Origin of the sequence: Georgenia sp. Z1491, assembly GCF_049856175.1 — a bacterium.
GTDB lineage: Bacteria > Actinomycetota > Actinomycetes > Actinomycetales > Actinomycetaceae > JB111.
This window is the reverse complement of the sequence record NZ_JBNDNA010000006.1, coordinates 117,790-134,942: the sequence shown is the minus strand read 5'-3', so window position 1 is coordinate 134,942 and position 17,153 is coordinate 117,790. Positions and strand designations below refer to the sequence as shown.

At 73.9% G+C, this 17,153-nt stretch carries 16 protein-coding genes; 10 read left to right on the top strand and 6 right to left on the bottom strand.

The window, feature by feature from the left end:
- Nucleotides 1-125 precede the first annotated feature (125 nt).
- The 4 genes from recA (at nt 126) to ACPYO4_RS08190 (ending at nt 3,240) form a co-directional block, all read left to right on the top strand.
- Nucleotides 126-1,247, top strand: coding sequence for a recombinase RecA (gene recA, locus ACPYO4_RS08205; RefSeq protein ID WP_425708731.1), 1,122 nt, complete (start codon nt 126-128; stop codon nt 1,245-1,247).
- A gap of 17 nt (nt 1,248-1,264) precedes the next feature.
- Nucleotides 1,265-1,918, top strand: a complete 654-nt coding sequence (locus ACPYO4_RS08200) for a regulatory protein RecX (RefSeq protein WP_425708730.1) — start codon at nt 1,265-1,267, stop codon at nt 1,916-1,918.
- A gap of 125 nt (nt 1,919-2,043) precedes the next feature.
- Nucleotides 2,044-2,334, top strand: coding sequence for a hypothetical protein (locus ACPYO4_RS08195; protein ID WP_425708729.1), 291 nt, complete (start codon nt 2,044-2,046; stop codon nt 2,332-2,334).
- A 42-nt stretch (nt 2,335-2,376) separates the two neighbouring features.
- Nucleotides 2,377-3,240: a hypothetical protein gene (locus ACPYO4_RS08190; protein WP_425708728.1), complete on the top strand. Its 864-nt coding sequence runs from the start codon at nt 2,377-2,379 to the stop codon at nt 3,238-3,240.
- A gap of 91 nt (nt 3,241-3,331) precedes the next feature.
- Here the strand turns inward: ACPYO4_RS08190 and ACPYO4_RS08185 are convergent, their stop codons facing one another.
- The 5 genes from ACPYO4_RS08185 to ACPYO4_RS08165 all read right to left on the bottom strand — a co-directional run bounded on the left by ACPYO4_RS08185 (nt 3,332) and on the right by ACPYO4_RS08165 (nt 7,967).
- The gene (locus tag ACPYO4_RS08185) at nt 3,332-4,261 is read right to left on the bottom strand and encodes an amino acid ABC transporter permease (RefSeq protein WP_425708727.1); all 930 of its coding nucleotides are present in this window, start codon (nt 4,259-4,261) and stop codon (nt 3,332-3,334) included.
- Nucleotides 4,258-4,932 (bottom strand): amino acid ABC transporter permease, encoded by a 675-nt coding sequence (locus ACPYO4_RS08180; RefSeq protein ID WP_425708726.1) that lies wholly within the window; start codon nt 4,930-4,932, stop codon nt 4,258-4,260. The genes ACPYO4_RS08185 and ACPYO4_RS08180 overlap by 4 nt, the downstream gene beginning before the upstream one ends.
- Nucleotides 4,933-5,019: 87 nt before the next feature.
- The gene (locus tag ACPYO4_RS08175) at nt 5,020-5,958 is read right to left on the bottom strand and encodes a glutamate ABC transporter substrate-binding protein (RefSeq protein WP_425708725.1); all 939 of its coding nucleotides are present in this window, start codon (nt 5,956-5,958) and stop codon (nt 5,020-5,022) included.
- Nucleotides 5,959-6,052: 94 nt separating this feature from the next.
- A complete protein-coding gene (locus ACPYO4_RS08170; protein ID WP_425708724.1) occupies nt 6,053-6,838 on the bottom strand; it encodes an amino acid ABC transporter ATP-binding protein in 786 nt (261 codons plus the stop codon).
- A 202-nt stretch (nt 6,839-7,040) separates the two neighbouring features.
- A complete protein-coding gene (locus tag ACPYO4_RS08165; protein WP_425708723.1) occupies nt 7,041-7,967 on the bottom strand; it encodes an aminoglycoside phosphotransferase family protein in 927 nt (308 codons plus the stop codon).
- Nucleotides 7,968-8,029: 62 nt separating this feature from the next.
- Between ACPYO4_RS08165 and miaB the strand changes: the two genes are divergently transcribed.
- From miaB to dapF, 3 genes are read left to right on the top strand one after another with little or no spacing between them, the layout of a single operon-like run.
- Complete coding sequence (gene miaB, locus ACPYO4_RS08160; RefSeq protein WP_425708722.1) at nt 8,030-9,571, top strand: tRNA (N6-isopentenyl adenosine(37)-C2)-methylthiotransferase MiaB; 1,542 nt, start codon at nt 8,030-8,032, stop codon at nt 9,569-9,571.
- Nucleotides 9,572-9,573: 2 nt separating this feature from the next.
- Nucleotides 9,574-10,629 carry a tRNA (adenosine(37)-N6)-dimethylallyltransferase MiaA gene (gene miaA, locus ACPYO4_RS08155; RefSeq protein ID WP_425708721.1) on the top strand — a complete coding sequence of 352 codons (1,056 nt, stop codon included), beginning with the start codon at nt 9,574-9,576 and terminating at the stop codon, nt 10,627-10,629.
- A 46-nt stretch (nt 10,630-10,675) separates the two neighbouring features.
- The gene (gene dapF, locus ACPYO4_RS08150) at nt 10,676-11,620 is read left to right on the top strand and encodes a diaminopimelate epimerase (protein WP_425708720.1); all 945 of its coding nucleotides are present in this window, start codon (nt 10,676-10,678) and stop codon (nt 11,618-11,620) included.
- A gap of 64 nt (nt 11,621-11,684) precedes the next feature.
- On the opposite strand, the gene ACPYO4_RS08145 is transcribed toward dapF, so the two are convergent.
- Entirely contained in the window at nt 11,685-12,317 is a 633-nt protein-coding gene (locus ACPYO4_RS08145; protein WP_425708719.1) for a class I SAM-dependent methyltransferase, read from the bottom strand.
- Between the two features lie 72 nt (nt 12,318-12,389).
- Here ACPYO4_RS08145 and hflX point away from each other — a divergent pair, with 72 nt between their 5' ends.
- From hflX to ACPYO4_RS08130, 3 genes are all read left to right on the top strand, one after another.
- Nucleotides 12,390-13,913, top strand: coding sequence for a GTPase HflX (gene hflX / locus ACPYO4_RS08140; RefSeq protein ID WP_425708718.1), 1,524 nt, complete (start codon nt 12,390-12,392; stop codon nt 13,911-13,913).
- Complete coding sequence (locus ACPYO4_RS08135) at nt 13,910-15,931, top strand: ATP-dependent DNA helicase (protein WP_425708717.1); 2,022 nt, start codon at nt 13,910-13,912, stop codon at nt 15,929-15,931. Before hflX ends, ACPYO4_RS08135 begins: the two co-directional genes overlap by 4 nt.
- 194 nt (nt 15,932-16,125) lie before the next feature.
- Entirely contained in the window at nt 16,126-17,079 is a 954-nt protein-coding gene (locus ACPYO4_RS08130; RefSeq protein ID WP_425708796.1) for an L-lactate dehydrogenase, read from the top strand.
- The last annotated feature ends 74 nt before the right edge of the window (nt 17,080-17,153 follow it).

Genomic DNA, 17,153 nt, shown 5'->3' with positions numbered 1-17,153 from the left:
GATGTCGGTGGTCGGACATAGCGTCATCCCAGGCAGCGGCCCGGAGAGGGACCCGCCCTGACAAGGCCAGCCCGTGACCGTCCAGACGGGGCGCCCAGCGTCCCCCAGCCAAGAGGTGAGAGTTCATGCCCGCTCCCGCAGCAGACCGCAGCAAGGCACTCGAGGCCGCGCTCAGCCAGATCGACCGCCAGTTCGGCAAGGGGTCCGTCATGCGCCTCGGCGACGAGACGCGACCCAAGGTCCAGACCATCCCCACCGGCTCCGTCGCGCTGGACGTCGCGCTCGGCATCGGCGGCCTCCCGCGCGGCCGGATCGTCGAGGTCTACGGCCCGGAGTCCTCGGGCAAGACGACCGTCGCCCTGCACGCCGTGGCCAACGCCCAGCGCGCCGGCGGCATCGCGGGGTTCATCGACGCGGAGCACGCGCTCGACCCCGAGTACGCGAAGAAGCTCGGCGTCGACACCGACGCCCTGCTCGTGTCGCAGCCGGACACCGGTGAGCAGGCGCTCGAGATCACCGACATGCTCATCCGCTCCGGCGCGCTCGACATCGTCGTGGTGGACTCGGTCGCCGCGCTCGTGCCCAAGGCCGAGATCGAGGGCGAGATGGGCGACAGCCACGTCGGCCTGCAGGCCCGCCTCATGTCGCAGGCGCTGCGCAAGATCACCGGTGCGCTGTCCGCGTCGGGCACCACGGCGATCTTCATCAACCAGCTCCGCGAGAAGATCGGCGTGTTCTTCGGCTCGCCCGAGACCACCACGGGCGGCAAGGCGCTGAAGTTCTACTCCTCGGTGCGGCTCGACGTCCGCCGGATCGAGACCCTCAAGGACGGCACCGATGCGGTCGGCAACCGGACCCGGGTCAAGGTCGTCAAGAACAAGATGGCGCCGCCGTTCAAGCAGGCCGAGTTCGACATCCTCTACGGCCAGGGCATCTCCCGCGAGGGCGGGCTCATCGACCTCGGCGTGGAGCAGGGAATCGTGCGCAAGTCCGGCTCCTGGTTCACCTACGAGGGCGACCAGCTGGGCCAGGGCAAGGAGAACTCCCGGCAGTTCCTCAAGGACAACCCGGAGCTCGCCGAGGAGATCGAGAAGAAGATCCTCGTCAAGCTCGGCATCGGCGAGGCGGCGCCGGAGCCCGAGGTCGCCGAGCCGATCGGGACCGACGAGCCGATGGCACCAGTCAAGGCCCCCGCCGCTCGGAAGGGTGCGGCCGCCGACCGGGCCGAGGTCCCGGTCTCGTTCTGAGCCGGGGACGACGGTCCGTGAGCCGTTCGCGGCGCGACCCGGCCCCCGAGCCGCACGGTTCGGGGGCCGGGTCGTCGGCGGCTGAGCCGGTCGGCGCCGGGGCGTCGGCGGCCGAGCCGTCCGCGGAGGACCCGCTCGAGGCCGCGCGGGCCATCGCGCTGCGATCACTGGCCGGGGCGCCGCGCACGCGGGCGCAGCTCGCCGAGAAGCTCGCGGCCAAGGGCGTCGAGGTCGGCGTCGCCGAGACACTCCTCGACCGACTCTGCGCCGTCGGGCTCGTCGATGACGCCGACCTGGCCGACCGCCTCGTGCGCACGCGTCACTCCGAGCGTCACCAGGGACGCCGGGCGATCGCCGCCGAGCTGCGCCGCAAGGGCATCGACGAGTCCGTGGCCGCTCGTGCCCTGGACCAGCTGGACGAGGAGGACGAGGTGGCCGCCGCCACCGCCGTCGCCCGGGCCCGCCTGCGCGCCACCCGCGGCCTGGCCGCCGAGGTTCGCCACCGCCGCACGATCGCCGCGCTCGGACGCAAGGGCTTCTCCGGCGACGTCGCGCGACGCGCCATGCGCAGCGCGCTCGCGGAGGAGGATCCTGCCCAGGACGACCTCGGCGAGGACGACCTCGGCGAGGACGACCTCGGCGGGCCGGACGGGGACGTCGAGGTCCACTGACAGAGATGTCGATCCTCTCCGACGGGCGGTGCGCGGCGGCGAAATTGTCCCGCCGGGGTCCGATTGGGTACGGTCTGGCGCCGACGGCCTCCGTCCCCTGCCCGCACCCCCAGCGAAAGGCCCCCATGCGCGGCCGCGCCCGCCTGCTCCCGACGACGACGGGCGCCGTGGTCCTCGCCATGGCCCTCTCCGCCTGCGGGGGAGGGGACGACGATCCGACCGGTGCTGCACCACCGCCGCCGGCACCCCCGGCGGCACCCGAGGGGCGGTCGGAGCCTGCCTCCGAGCGCGACGCCGCGACGACCACCGCGCCCGGCCCGGGCGACAGCGATGCCGGCGCGACCGCCCGGATGCCGTCGGGTGTGACCGCGGTGCTCGTGCAGACGCCCGACCTCGGCCTCACCGGGATCGAGTAGGACGCGGGCACCGTCGTCACCGCGTTCGACCAGGAGGTCTCCGTGCCGCGGACCGCGACGGTCGACACCCTTCCGGTGGACGTCGCCGAGGAGGTGCTCGCCGAGAACCCCGGCAGCGAGACGGAGCTCGGCGACGTCGACGAGGTCCTGGCCGCCGACGGCGAGACCTTCGCCGTCGCGGTCGTCCGCGTCGACGACCCGCGCTGGGAACCGGTCGACGACGAGCTCGAGTCGTACGAGGTCACGGAGAACGTCGTCCGGGTCGAGGGGAGCGAGGTCGACCTCGACCTCGAGCTCACGCCCGGGGACCAGATCACCCTCGTGGCGTCGGTGCCTGTGGGCGCGGCGCCCGAGGACGTCGTGCTCGAGAGTCTCGCCGACGGCGTGCGCCAGGAGCTCAGCTTGATCGACGGGACGCGGACCGCGTCCGTCGTCGAGGACATCTACGCGCGGCCGACCGAGGTGGAGGTCGGCGACGGTGCCTCCTGGAGCCACGACTACGACACCCGGTACGGCGCGATGACCCAGACGGGCCAGCTGACGGGCGGCGTGCTCACCCCGTTCGTCCCCGAGGTCGGCTGGGCGAACCCGGGCCACGTCTACCTCGGCGTCGACGTGACGACCCAGGAGCCCCCCTCCCCGCACTACGACGAGTCGACGATCCGACTCCGGCTCGCGGATGGCTCGACGGTCGAGCCCGAGACGAACACCGGCGGATCCGACGGCCCGTTCACGCGGCGGGTCTGGTTCCAGCTCCCGGTCGACGCGACGGAGGCCGTCGTCGAGGTCAGCATCGTCATCGGGCTCGGCGGCGACATGTACGACGTCGCCGTCTCCGAGGTCCCGCTGACGCTGGCGGGCTCGGTGGCGGGCGAGGAAGAGTCGGGCGGCGGGTCCGCGAGCTAGTCGGCGTCGATCGTCAGCGCCGGTTCGTGCCGTTTGGCCTGCGCGACGGTGCGCGGGTCGAGGAACGTCGCCAGCCGGCCGGTGACGGCCGTCAGGGCGTCTGTCGCGGCCGGTCGGGGATGTCCGGGTTCGGCTCGAGGGTCACGCGTGCGACGGCGGCCTCGACGGCGGCATCCGGCTGACCCGGGGGTGCACCTCGGCCGGAGGTGAGGGAACCCACCCGGCGGGCCGCCAGCTCGGCGATCTTCGTGAGGATGAAGTTGATGATGATGAACAGCACCGCCGCCACGAACAGGGACTGGAGGATCGGGAACGGGCTGCCCGAGCCGAGCAGCCGGGAGTTCCGCAGCAGCTCGCTGTAGGTGATGATCGAGCCGAGCGCCGAGTCCTTGAGGATGACGACGAACTGGCTCACGAGCGCCGGGAGCATGGCGATGAGGGCCTGCGGCAGCTCGATGTGCTGGATCGACTTGCGCCGGGTCATCCCGATGGCCAGGCCGGCCTCGCGCTGGCCGCGGGGCAGACCGTGGACGCCCGAGCGGACGAGCTCGGCGATCACGGCCCCGTTGTAGAGGGTCAGCGCCGCGACGACCGCGACGAGCGGGGCCATCGACGGTGAGACCCAGCCGGTGGAGCCGAGGAGGAACCAGCCGGCGACCATCATGATGAGCACCGGCACGGCGCGGAAGAACTCGACGACCACACCGCAGAACCAGCGCAGGACGGGGTTGGACGCGAGACGGCCGACGCCGAAGAGCGTGCCGAAGATCATCGCCAGCACGACGGAGTAGGCGGCCGCGACCAGGGTGTTCTGCAGGCCCGGGAGGAAGTAGTACTGCCAGGAGCGGGCCTCGACCATCGGGGCCCACAGCTCGGCGCGGAACTGGTCGTTCTCGTACATCGTCCACAGTGCCCAGGCGCCGATGCCGAGCACGACGAGGGTGCCGATGACGTTGCCGACGAGGATGATCCGCCGGCCGCGCGGGCCCGGGGCGTCGAAGAGGACCTGGTGCGAGCTCATCGGGCGACCGCCAGACGCTGGGAGAGGTACGTGGTGAGCAGGCCGATCGGGATGACGATGACGACGAAGCCGATCGCGACCGTGAAGAAGATCGCCAGCACGTAGTTGGCCTGGTTCTCGATCATGGCCCGCATGAGCTGGGAGACCTCGGACACCGACGCCGCCGCGGCGACCGTCGTGTTCTTGATGAGGGCGATGAGCGTGTTGCCGAGCGGCGCGATCGCACCCCGGAACGCCTGCGGGAGGATGACCAGGCGGGCCGCCGGGAGGAACGACAGGCCGATCGCGCGGGCGGCCTCGGCCTGCCCCACCGGCACCGTGTTGACCCCCGAGCGCAACGCCTCGCAGACGAACGACGCGTGGTAGACGCCGAGCGCGACGACGGCCAGCCAGAAGAAGTTGACCTCGAAGGTCCGGGAGAACTCCAGGCCGAGCACCGGCCACAGCACGAGCGCGGCGAAGACGATGATGATCGTCAGCGGTGTGTTGCGGACGAGCGTGACGTAGAGGGACCCGGCCCACCGCATCGTGGGGACGGGTGAGATCCGCATGAGCACGAGGATCACGCCGATGAGCAGGGCGATGAGCGCCGAGAAGAAGGCCAGCCGGAGGTTGACGAGGTACGCGTCGAGCAGGTCGTAGCTCGAGAGGATCTCGAGGTAGTCGCCCACCGGTCACCGCCTTTCGGTCGTGGGGAAGGGGGAGCGGGTGGGGGCGCCGGGGGCGCCCCCACCCGTCGTTCGTGCCGGGAGACCGGCTCAGCTGCAGGAGTCCAGCTCCGGGGGGTTGAGCGACTCGTCCGGCGTGAAGCCGGTGCCCTCCGTGTTGGCGGTGACGGCCTCCTCCCAGGCGCCGTCGTCGATCATCGCCTGGATCGCCTCGTTGATCTGCTCGCACGTCTCGGTGTCCCCGTCCGGGATGCCGACGCCGTAGCGCTCCTCGGAGAAGGGGCTCCCGGCCACGGCGAGCGCGCCGCTGCCCTCGTCGGCGGCGAGGCCGGCGAGGATGATGTCGTCCGTGGTCACCGCGTCGACCTGACCGCCGATGAGGTACTGGATGCACTCGGAGTAGCCCGGCTGCTCGATGAGCTGGACGCCCTCCGAGTACTCGTCCTGCACGCGCTGGGCCGAGGTCGAGCCGGAGACCGAGCAGAGGTTGAGTCCGTCGAGGGACTCCGGGCCGGTGATCGTCCCCTCGTCGTCGGAGCGGATGAGGAGGTCCTGCCCGGCCACGAAGTACGGGCCGGCGAAGTCCACGACCTCGTCGCGCTCGTCGGTGATCGAGTAGGTCGCGAAGATCATGTCGACCTGACCGTTCTGCAGCATGGTCTCCCGGTTGGCCGAGATCGCCTCGACGAAGGTGATCTGGTCCGGCGAGTACCCCATGTGCTCGGCCACGTAGTGCGCGACGTCGACGTCGAACCCGGTGAACTCGCTGCCGTCCTGGTACCCGAGGCCGGGCTGGTCGAACTTGATGCCGATGGTCAGGCCCTCGCCGTCGGCGGCTCCGGCACCACCGTCCGTCGAGGTCTCGCCGCCGCCGTCCTCGCCGGTGTCTCCACCGGTGTCGTCGCCGGTGTCGGCGCCGTTGTCGCCGCCTGCGTCGCCGCCCTCGTCGGGGGCGTCGGAGGTGCAGGCTGCCAGGAACGTCCCGGCCGCCAGCAGCGCTGCCGCGGTCGCGTATCTGGTGCGTCGCATGGGATCTCCAGGTGTCTCGAGCGTCCGGCCGGCCGGGCGGCCGGCCGGTGGGGTGGTCGGTGGGGTGGTCGGTGGGTGAGAACTCGGTGGGTGACTAGTCGGTGATGAGCTTGGAGAGGAAGTCCTTCGCCCGGTCCGAGCGCGGGTTGGAGAAGAACTCGGTGGGCGTGGCCTCCTCCACGATGAGACCGTCGTCCATGAAGACGACCCGGTCCGCGGCCTTCCGGGCGAAGCCCATCTCGTGGGTGACGACGATCATCGTCATGCCGGACCTGGCGAGCCCGGTCATGACGTCGAGGACCTCGTTGATCATCTCGGGGTCGAGGGCGGACGTCGGCTCGTCGAAGAGCATGACCTTGGGGTCCATCGCGAGTGCCCGCGCGATGGCCACCCGCTGCTGCTGCCCGCCCGAGAGCTGGGCTGGTCGCTTGTGGGCCTGGTTGGCCACGCCCACGCGCTCGAGGAGCTCCATCGCCCGTTTCTTCGCGTCCGCGGTGCGGATCCCCTTGACCTTGGTCGGCCCGAGCGTGACGTTGTCGAGGATCGACCGGTGGGCGAAGAGGTTGAACGACTGGAACACCATGCCCACCTCGGCGCGGTGCTTCGCGAGCGCCTTGCCCTCCTCCGGCAGCTCGTTGCCGTCGACGAGGATGCGGCCGGAGTTGATCGGCTCGAGCCGGTTGATCGTCCGGCACAGCGTGGACTTGCCGGACCCCGACGGGCCGATGACGACGACCACCTCGCCGCGTGCCACCTCAAGATTGATGTCCTTGAGCACGTGCAGGTCGCCGAAGTACTTGTCGACGCCCCGCATGGACACGAGCGGGACGTCGGACTCCGGGACCGCGTCGGCGCGGTCCCGGTGTGTGGTCTCGGTCATGCGGTGCACCATACGGCCACGGGTGGGTCCGACATGTGACACGAAGGTCACGAGACTGCAACGATGCAGGTGGAGCGTGGTCGCGTGGTCGCGTGGTCGCGGCACGGTGCAGCCGTCGAGAGGTACTCCACGGCCGCTCAGCGGGCGGAGTGCGGTCGCCGGGCCGGGCTCGGTCACCGGCCGGAGCCCGGGGCCTGTGCGGTCAGTCGGCGAACGCCTTGGCGAGGGTGATCATGCGCTCGCGGAAGTCGTCCGACGCCGGGGCGTGCCGCGCGGCCTCGAGCGCGTTGAGCACGAGCCGGACATGGGTCCACGCCCGCACCCGGTCGGGGTCGAGGCCCGCCGCGTCGGCGACGACGTCGGCGCGCAGCCGGACGTGGGTGCGCGGCGACCAGGCGCGCGCCGTCTCCTCGGCACGGTTCCACACGATCGGGGCGACGCCGAACGCCGGCTCGGCGGCGACCGGCTTGGGGTCGATGGCGAGCCAGGCGCCGCGGGCGGCGTCGAGCGGGGCGAGCACGTTCGCGTCGTGCAGGTCCTCGTGGACCATGCGGGGCTCGGGAGCGTCGGCGAGCAGGTCGTCCAGCTCGGCGCGCGCCTGCACCGCGAGCCGGTGGGGGACGAGCGCGGAACCGGCGAGAAGCGTCTCGCGCCAGCGGTCGGCGCGGGCGGCGACCGTGGCCAGCCGGGGGTGTGCGGGCCGGTCCAGGGCGCGCAGCAGCCGGCCGACGACCTCGCAGGCGTCGAGCACCGGCTCGGCCGTGAGCGGCCGGCGGTCGTCGAGCCGTTCGAGGAGCAGGACCTGGGCGGAGGGGTCCGCCGCGAGGAGCCGGACGGCGGCCTGACCGCCCCAGAGCCGGAGCGCGAGGTGCTCGTGCCGGGCCTCCTCGTGCGGCCAGGTCACCTTGAGGACGGCCCTGCCCGACGGCGCCACGACGGGCACCACCAGCGCGTTCTCACCGTGCATCGCGGGGCCGTCCGCGGTGAGGCCCCACCGCGCGCCCGCCCCGGCCACCAGGCGGGGCAGGCCGGCGAGCCACCGGTCGCCGTGGACGCCGTCCGTGCCGAGCGCAGGGTCGGGGGCCCGGCCGGTGACGGTCGCCGTCAGTCCGGGCGGGATGTCGACCACATCGGCACGCTACCCGCGCCGCCCCGGCCCGGCCCGTCGCCGGCGCTCCTAGGATGAACGGGATGAGCACCACCGTCCCGGCCCCGGAGCGCACCTACCACGTGCGCACGCTCGGCTGCCAGATGAACGTCCACGACTCCGAGCGGCTGTCCGGGCTCCTCGACGACGCCGGCTACCGCCCGGTGCTCAGCGTGCCCGAGGCCGCCGCCCGCGCGACCCGTGCGGGTGACGAGGGGGCCGACGTCGTCGTGCTCAACACGTGCTCGGTGCGCGAGAACGCGGCGAACAAGCTCTTCGGCAACCTCGGGCAGCTCGCCGAGGTCAAGCGGACCCGGCCCGGCATGCAGATCGCGGTGGGCGGGTGCCTCGCCCAGCAGATGCGCGAGGAGATCGTCGAGAGGGCCCCGTGGGTCGACGTCGTCCTCGGCACCCACAACCTCGACGTGCTCCCCGCCCTCCTCGAGCGGGCCGCCCACAACGACCGTGCCGCCGTCGAGATCGAGGAGTCCCTCAAGGTCTTCCCCTCCACGTTGCCGACGCGCCGGGAGTCCGCGTACGCCGCCTGGGTGTCGATCTCGGTCGGGTGCAACAACACGTGCACGTTCTGCATCGTGCCCTCGCTGCGCGGCAAGGAGCGCGACCGGCGGCCGGGCGAGATCCTCGCCGAGGTCGAGGCGGTCGTCGCGAGCGGGGCGATCGAGGTCACGCTGCTCGGCCAGAACGTCAACTCCTACGGGGTCTCCTTCGGGGAGCGCGGCGCGTTCGCCGACCTCCTGCGGGCCACCGGGGCGGTCGAGGGGCTCGAGCGGGTGCGGTTCACCTCACCCCACCCGGCCGCGTTCACGGACGACGTCATCGACGCGATGGCGAGCACCCCGGCGGTCATGCCCTCGCTGCACATGCCGCTGCAGTCGGGCTCCGACGCCGTCCTGCGTCGCATGCGCCGCTCCTACCGGTCGGCGAAGTTCCTCGGCATCCTCGACCGCGTGCGTGCAGCGATGCCGGACGCCGCCATCACCACCGACCTCATCGTCGGGTTCCCGGGCGAGACGGAGGAGGACTTCGCCGCCACGCTCGAGGTCGTCGAGGCCTCCCGGTTCTCCTCGGCGTTCACCTTCCAGTACTCGCGCCGCCCGGGCACCCCGGCGGCGGACTACCCCGACCAGGTGCCCGCCGAGGTCGTCACCGAGCGCTACCAGCGCCTCACCGACCTGCAGCGCCGGATCTCGACCGAGCTGGGCCAGGAGCAGGAAGGACGCACCGTCGAGGTCCTCGTCGCCGAGGGCGAGGGCGCCAAGGACGCCGCGACCGGACGCGTCACCGGTCGGGCGGCCGACAACCGTCTCGTCCACGTGGCCCTGCCGGACAACCTCGCCGAGGTCGACCGGCCGCGGCCCGGGGACATGGTCACCGCGAGAGTCACCCACGGCGCGCCCCACCACCTCGTGGCGGACTCGGCGCTGACGGGCGGCACGTTCGCCGTGCGCCGCACGCGGGCCGGGGACGCGTGGGAGGCGCGCGAGAGCGGCGGGCACGATCACGGCGGCGCGACCGCGCTCGGCCAGCCGGTGTCCCTCGGCATGCCGACCCTCAGGCGGGCCTGAGCATGGGCGGGGCCACGACCGACGAGGGGAGCACGGCCCGACCGTCCCGCGACGGGTCGGCGGGGGTCCCCACGGACGGCGGCGCGGAGACGTCCGCCGACCGCCCGGTCGCCGAGGGGTTCGTCGTCGCCGTCGTCGGGCCGACCGCGACCGGCAAGTCCGAGCTCGCCCTCGACCTCGCGGAGCAGTTCGCCGCCGAGCTCGCGCTCGGCGCCCCCGAGCTCTACGAGATCGTCTCCGCCGACGCCGCCCAGCTCTACCGCGGCATGGACATCGGTACCGCGAAGCTGCCCGCCGATCAGCGACGCGGGCTCGTGCACCACCAGATCGACGTGCTCTCACCGTCGGACGTCGCCTCCGTCGCCGCCTACCAGCGCGCCGCGCGGGCCGACATGGACGCGATCATCGCCCGTGGCCGTCGGCCCGTCGTCGTGGGTGGGTCCGGCCTGTACCTGCGGGCGCTGCTCGACGACGTCGAGCTGCCCCCCACCGACCCCGACGTCCGTACCGCGATCGAGGAACGGGCCGAGCGGATCGGCGCGGCCGCCCTGTTCGCCGAGCTCGCCGAGGCCGACCCCGACGCCGCCGCGGACATGGATCCGGCGAACGTGCGCCGCACCGTGCGCGCGCTGGAGGTCATCGAGCTCACCGGGGAGCCGTTCTCCGCCCGCTCCCGCCCCCCGCGCTACCTCCGGCCGACCGTCCAGGTGGCGATCGACGTCCCCCGTGAGCAGCTCGATGCCCGCATCGAGACGCGCGCGAACGCCATGGTCGCGGGCGGGCTCGTCGAGGAGACCCGGGCCCTCGACGCGGCCGGCCTGGGCCGGACCGCCGCGCGCGCCGTCGGCTACGTCGAGGCGCTCGCCCACCTGAGGGGCGAGCTCCCGCTCGCCGACCTGCCGGCCGCGATCGCCCGCTCCACCCGTCGGCTCGCGCGCCGGCAGGAGACCTGGTTCCGCCGCGACACCCGCATCACCTGGGTGCCCGCCGACCCCGAACTGGTCGTGGCCGCCGCCACCGTGGTGGGTCAGGCCTGGCGGGCGCTCGGGCAGCCCTGACGGGCGCCGTCCTCGTGCCGGTCACGGGTCGACCTACGCTGGGGACATGACTCCCGACGACCGCCGCACCGCCCTGAACCGGCTCCGCGGGACCACGGTCACGCTCGGCCACGGGACTGAGAACGACTTCGTGCTGCTCGACGACCCGGATGCGGCCACGGACCTCACGCCCGAGCAGGTCCGCGCGCTCGCCGACCGGCGCGGCGGGATCGGCGGCGACGGCGTCATCCGGGTCGTCCGCACCGAGGCGCTCGCAGCGAGCGACCCGGCCGCCGCACGCATCGCCGCCGAGGAGCCGGGCGTGACCTGGTTCATGGACTATCGCAACGCCGACGGCTCGGTCGCCGAGATGTGCGGCAACGGCGTGCGCGTGTTCGTCGCCCACCTGCGCGACCGCGGCCACGTCCGGCTCGAGCACGGTCAGACCGTCCGGGTCGGGACCCGCGGCGGTGTGCGGGAGGTCCGGCTCGTCGGCGAGGAGTACGCCGTCGCGATGGGGCGCTTCGGGTTGCCCGGCGGCGACCGGGCGCTCGCCGAGGGGACCGACGTCGCCGTCGTCGTGCCCGGCCTGCCCGGGACCCGCGGCGGGCTGCGGGTGACGATGCCCAACCCCCACACCGTGGTCGCGCTGCCGAGCACCGAGGACCTCGCCGGAGCCCGGCTCGCGCTCGGCGAGGTCGAGTACGCGCCCGAGCCACCCGAGGGAACGAACCTCGAGCTCGTCGTGCCCGGTGTGGAGGAGGTCGGCGCGCACGGCCGGGTCGGCACCCTGACCATGCGGGTGCTCGAACGCGGGGTGGGGGAGACCCGCTCCTGCGGGACCGGCTGCTGCGCGGCGGCGGTCGCCGTTCGCGCGTGGGCGGGTGCCGGCGCCCCCGACCGGTGGCGCGTGTCCGTGCCGGGCGGCACCGTGCACGTCGACATCGCGCCCGACGGCGAGGTCACGCTGACCGGACCGGCGGTCCTGCTCGGCGATCTCACGCTGCGCTGAGACGGGGCGGCCCGCGCGCCGCCCGCCGGACCGGCGCCGACCGGTGGCCGGATCGGCGGCGGGATCAGGAGACGCCGGCGGCCGCCCGGCCGGCGACGACGAGGATCCGGAAGCCCTTCGAGCTGCCGAGGCGCTCCACCGCCCAGCCGCGTTCGTCGGCGAGCCACCGGTGCAGCGAGTCCGCACCGAGGTTCTTGCCCACCACGAGGTGCGCGAGGGCGCCGGGGGCGAGGCGGGGCAGCCACAGGTCGAGCAGGTCGTGCAGAGCCTGCTTGCCGACCCGCACGGGCGGGTTGGACCAGATCGCGTCGACCCGCCCGTCCGGCCCCAGCCGGTCCAGCGCGTCGTCCGGGGACAGCGCGAGGGTCCGCCCGTGTCCGGCGGAGCCCGCGTTGCGGGCGGTGAGGTCGAGCGCGCGTCGGTTGACGTCGACGGCGAGGACGTCCGCGCCCGGCGAGGCGTCGGCCAGGGCGAGCGCGATCGGCCCCCAGCCGCAGCCCAGGTCGAGCAGCGTGCCGGCGGGCGGCGGGTCCGGGACCTCCTCGAGGAGGACGGCCGTGGCCTTGTCCAGGCCGCCGGCGGAGAAGACCGAGCCGCCCGTCGTCACGGTGTGCGGCCGGCCGCGCAGGGTGACGTCACGGCTGCGCAGGTCGGCGGGCGCCGTGTCGTCGGGGGAGAAGTAGTGCGCGGCGTCCACAGGCGCCACCGTACCCAGGCCGTCCACAGCCCACGGCGAAACTCCTTGGGGGCGGCGCCGGACCGTGGGACCATGGACGTCCCCGAGACGAAGGACCACATGACCCACCCGAGCACCCCCGGCGCGCCGCAGGAGAACCAGGCCGAGGACGTCGTCGCGCGCATCCTCGCCCGCTCCGGCACCGCGCTGCAGACCGTCGCGGACGAGGGGACCAGCCACGACGGCGACCAGCTCGACCGCACCGAGCGTCAGGCGCTCTCCCGCGTCGCCGGGCTGTCCACCGAGCTCGAGGACGTCACCGAGGTCGAGTACCGGCAGCTGCGGCTCGAGCGGGTCGTGCTCGTCGGACTCGCCACGTCGGGAACCATGGCCGAGGCCGAGGTCTCCCTGCGCGAGCTCGCGGCGCTCGCCGAGACGGCCGGCTCGGTCGTCCTCGACGGGCTGCTCCAGCGTCGCCCGCACCCGGACCCGGCCACCTTCCTCGGCTCGGGCAAGGCCGCCGAGCTGCGCGACGTCGTCGCCTCGGTCGGTGCGGACACGGTCGTCGTCGACTCCGAGCTCGCCCCCTCCCAGCGGCGCGCGCTCGAGGACGTCGTCAAGGTCAAGGTCGTCGACCGGACCGCGCTCATCCTCGACATCTTCGCCCAGCACGCGAAGTCCCGGGAGGGCAAGGCGCAGGTCGAGCTCGCCCAGCTCGAGTACCTGCTGCCGCGCCTGCGCGGCTGGGGCGAGTCGATGTCCCGGCAGGCCGGTGGACGCGTCGCCGGCGGTGAGGGCATCGGCTCGCGCGGACCCGGCGAGACCCAGATCGAGCTCGACCGGCGTCGCATCCGCACCCGCATGGCGCGCCTGCGCCGACAGCTGCGGGACATGGCGCCGGCGCGCAGCACGCGGCGCTCGAGCCGACGGCGCAACCACACGCCCGCCGTCGCGATCGCGGGGTACACCAACGCCGGCAAGTCCTCGCTGCTCAACCGGATCGCCGGCGCCGGGGCGCTGGTCCAGAACCAGCTCTTCGCCACGCTCGACACGACCGTTCGGCGCGCGAGCACCCCCGAGGGGCGCGAGTACACGCTCACCGACACGGTCGGGTTCGTCCGGCGGCTGCCGACCCAGCTCGTCGAGGCGTTCCGCTCCACGCTCGAGGAGATCGCCGAGGCCGACCTGCTCCTGCACGTGGTCGACGCCGCGCACCCGGACCCCGTCGGTCAGGTCGAGGCCGTCCACGCGGTGCTCGCCGAGATCGAGGGCGCCTCCGACGTCCGCGAGATCATCGTCCTCAACAAGTCCGACCTCGCGGGCGAGGCCGAGCTCATGGCCCTGCACACGCGGTTCCCCGGTGCGCACGCCGTCTCCGCCTACACCGGCCAGGGCATCGAGGAGCTGGCGCACGCGATCGGGCGGGAGCTCGCCGAGGTCGCCCCGATCGGCGAGACGATCGAGCTCACCGTGCCGTTCGCCCGCGGGGACCTCGTCGCCCGCGCCCACTCCGACGGCGAGGTGCTCGACGAGCGGTGGACCGCCGAGGGCACCGAGCTGCGCGCGCTGGTCGACCCGGCGCTCGCCGCCGACCTCCGCGCGGCCACCGGGGCGTGAGCGCGCAGGAGGCGACCGATGGCGCCGACGCGCACGGACCCGCCGAGGGCGCCGAGGACGAGGCGCGCGCGCTCGACGTGCTCGACGCCGTCGTCACCGGCTCCGGCGGCAGCCGGCGCCACGGTCAGCGCGAGATGACCCGGCGCGTGGCCCGGGCCGTCGCGGGCGGCGAGCGGCTGCTCGTCCAGGCCGGGACCGGGACGGGCAAGTCGTTCGGGTACCTCGCGCCCGTGATGACCCACGCCGTCGCCGCCGGCGAGCGCGCCGTCGTCTCGACCGCGACGCTCGCGCTCCAGCGCCAGGTGCTCACCAAGGACGCCCCCGCCGTGGCCGACGCCGTCAAGGAGCGCACGGGCACCCGCCCCGAGATCGCCCTGCTCAAGGGCTGGCACAACTACGTGTGCCGGCACAAGGTCGACGGCGGCTACCCCGAGGAGGAGGAGCCGACCCTGCTCGCCGCGCCCGCGACGACCGCACCCGCCGGGCAGGGTGCGCGCGGCCCGCTCGGTGAGCAGGTCGTGCGCGCCCGGGAGTTCGCGGCGAGCAGCGAGAGCGGGGACCGCGACGAGCTCCTGCCGGGCGTCTCCGACCGCGCGTGGCGGCATGTCTCGGTCACCCGGCTCGAGTGCCTCGGCCGGTCGTGCCCGCAGTGGAACGAGTGCTTCGCCGTCCTCGCCCGCGAGAAGGCGGCCGCCGCCGACGTGGTCGTCACCAACCACGCCATGCTCGGCATCGCCGCCACAGGCTCGCCGGGCGTGCTGCCCGAGCACGACGTCCTCGTCGTGGACGAGGCGCACGAGCTCGCCGGCCGTCTGCGCAGCCAGGGCACCGTCGAGCTGAGCGTCGGCGTCGTCGAGCGCGTGGCGCGGGTCGTGCGCGCCGAGAACGGCGCCGCCGAGGACCTCACGCGGGCCGCCGGCGACCTGCGCGGCGCCCTCGAGGTCCTGCCCGCCGGCCGCATGCCCGACGGCCCGGGCGAGCTGCTCGGCGGCGTCGTGGCCCTCGTCGGGTCCGCCGCCACCGAGGCCGCCCGGTCGCTGGCCGGGGAGGCGGGCTCGCCCGACGGGGCCGGCGGGCGCGTGGCGGCGCGGTCGGCCGCCGTCGTCCTCGCCGAGGTGTGCGAGCGGTTCGTCTCGGGCGGCGTCGCCGCGCGCGCCGACGTCATGTGGTGCGACCGGGGCCGCGACGAGCTCGACCCGCCGCGCCTCCAGCTCGCCCCGGTCGAGGTCGCGGAGCGCGCGGCCACGCACCTGTGGGACGACCGGGGCGTCGTCGCGACGTCGGCGACGCTCACGCTCGGCGGCGAGCTCGCCCCGATCGCGACCCAGCTCGGCCTCTCGCGCGGCGCGCAGTGGGACGGCGTCGACGTCGGCTCACCGTTCGACTACGGCCGGCAGGCCATCCTCTACACGCCGACGCACCTGCCGCCCCCCGGCCGGGACGGGACCGCCGAGGCGACCCGCGCCGAGCTCGTCGACCTCGTCACGGCCTCCGGCGGGGGTGCGCTCGGCCTGTTCTCCTCGAGGCGGGGGGCCGAGGAGGCCGCCGAGGTCGTCCGCGACCGCACGGACCTGCGCGTGCTCTGCCAGGGCGAGGACTCCCTGCCCGCCCTCGTCGAGGCCTTCGCCGCCGACGACGACGCCTGCCTGTTCGGCACCCTGTCGCTCTGGCAGGGCGTGGACGTGCCGGGCCGGGCCAACCGCCTCGTCGTCATCGACCGGATCCCCTTCCCGCGGCCCGACGACCCGATCGCGCAGGCGCGCAGCGAGGTCGCCCAGGCTCGTGGTACGAGCGGGTTCATGGCGGTCTCCGCCACCCATGCCGCGCTGCTGCTGGCCCAGGGTGTCGGCCGGCTCGTCCGCGCCACCTCCGACCGTGGTGTCGTCGCCGTCCTCGACCCGCGGCTCGTCACCGCCAGGTACGGCGGCTACCTGCGGGCCTCGCTGCCACCGATGTGGCCGACGAGGGACGGCGAGGTCGTGCGCGCGGCCCTTCGCCGGCTCGCCACGACGACGTAGCCTGGCGCTGCACCCGCTGACGCTTCCCAGGAGGACCAGTGACCGAGCCGCAGCGCGACCAGCCCGAGACCGTCCGGACCGGCGGAGCGCCCGCAGGTCGCGATCCGCAGGAGCGGGAGGGACAGGTGCCCCCGGGCGACGCGCACGCCGCCGATCCCCGCGTCACGGCGCCGCCGCCCCGGACCTCCGCCGACCTGCCGAGACGGGCCAGCCGCGTGGCCGTCGTCGGCGCCGGCGCCGTCGGCTCCGCGATCGCCTACGCGATGCTCCTGCGGGGCTCCGCCCGGGAGGTCGTGCTCTACGACATCAACGCCGACAAGGTCAACGCCGAGGTGCTCGACCTCGCGCACGGCATCTCCTTCACGCCGATGAACAGCGTGGGCGGCGGGGACGACATCTCCGTGTGCGCGGACGCCGACGTCGTCGTCATCACCGCGGGGGCGAAGCAGAAGCCCGGTCAGTCGCGGCTCGACCTCGCCGGCGCGACGATCGACATCATGCGCACGCTCGTCCCGCAGCTCGTCGAGGTCGCCCCGCACGCTGTCCACCTCATGGTCGCCAACCCCGTCGACGTCGTCACGCAGGCCGGGCTCGCCATCTCCGGTCTCGGCCCGAACCAGTTCTTCGGCTCGGGCACCGTGCTCGACACCTCCCGCCTGCGCTACCTCGTGGCCCGGCGGGCGGGCGTGGCCGTGCAGTCCGTGCACGGCTACATCGCCGGCGAGCACGGCGACTCCGAGGTGCCCATGTGGAGCTCCGCCACGATCGGGGGCATCCCGGTCGAGGACTGGCCGGCGGCCACCGGCACCGACGTGCTCGACCAGGCCGACCGCGACCAGATCCGGCACGAGGTCGTCCACGCCGCGGACACCATCATCCGCGGCAAGGGGGCGACGAACTACGCCATCGGGCTGTCGACGGCCCGGATCATCGAGGCGGTCCTGCGCGACGAGCACCGCGTCCTGTCGGTCTCCAGCCGCCTGCCCGACGTCTACGGCAGCGGTCCGGTGTGCATGTCGATGCCGACGATCATCGGACGCGACGGGGCCGGGCGGACGCTCACGCTGCCCGCCTCTCCGGCCGAGCAGGCGTCGCTGCTCGCCTCGGCCGAGTCGATCCGCGCCGTCGCGGCGCGCTTCGGCTTCTAGGGTGTCCTTCACTGGCTCGGGGAGGTCGTTGAAGGGCCCGATGCGTGCCTCGAACCGGGTAGTTGACCGTTGCG

Coding starts and splice junctions, on each gene's coding strand:
- miaB (WP_425708722.1), top strand. CDS start 8,030: ATGAGCACCACCGTCCCGGCCCCGGAGCGCACCTACCACGTGCGCACG.
- dapF (WP_425708720.1), top strand. CDS start 10,676: ATGACTCCCGACGACCGCCGCACCGCCCTGAACCGGCTCCGCGGGACC.
- ACPYO4_RS08175 (WP_425708725.1), bottom strand. CDS start 5,958: ATGCGACGCACCAGATACGCGACCGCGGCAGCGCTGCTGGCGGCCGGG.
- miaA (WP_425708721.1), top strand. CDS start 9,574: ATGGGCGGGGCCACGACCGACGAGGGGAGCACGGCCCGACCGTCCCGC.
- recA (WP_425708731.1), top strand. CDS start 126: ATGCCCGCTCCCGCAGCAGACCGCAGCAAGGCACTCGAGGCCGCGCTC.
- ACPYO4_RS08170 (WP_425708724.1), bottom strand. CDS start 6,838: ATGACCGAGACCACACACCGGGACCGCGCCGACGCGGTCCCGGAGTCC.
- ACPYO4_RS08185 (WP_425708727.1), bottom strand. CDS start 4,261: ATGAGCTCGCACCAGGTCCTCTTCGACGCCCCGGGCCCGCGCGGCCGG.
- ACPYO4_RS08195 (WP_425708729.1), top strand. CDS start 2,044: ATGCGCGGCCGCGCCCGCCTGCTCCCGACGACGACGGGCGCCGTGGTC.
- hflX (WP_425708718.1), top strand. CDS start 12,390: ATGGACGTCCCCGAGACGAAGGACCACATGACCCACCCGAGCACCCCC.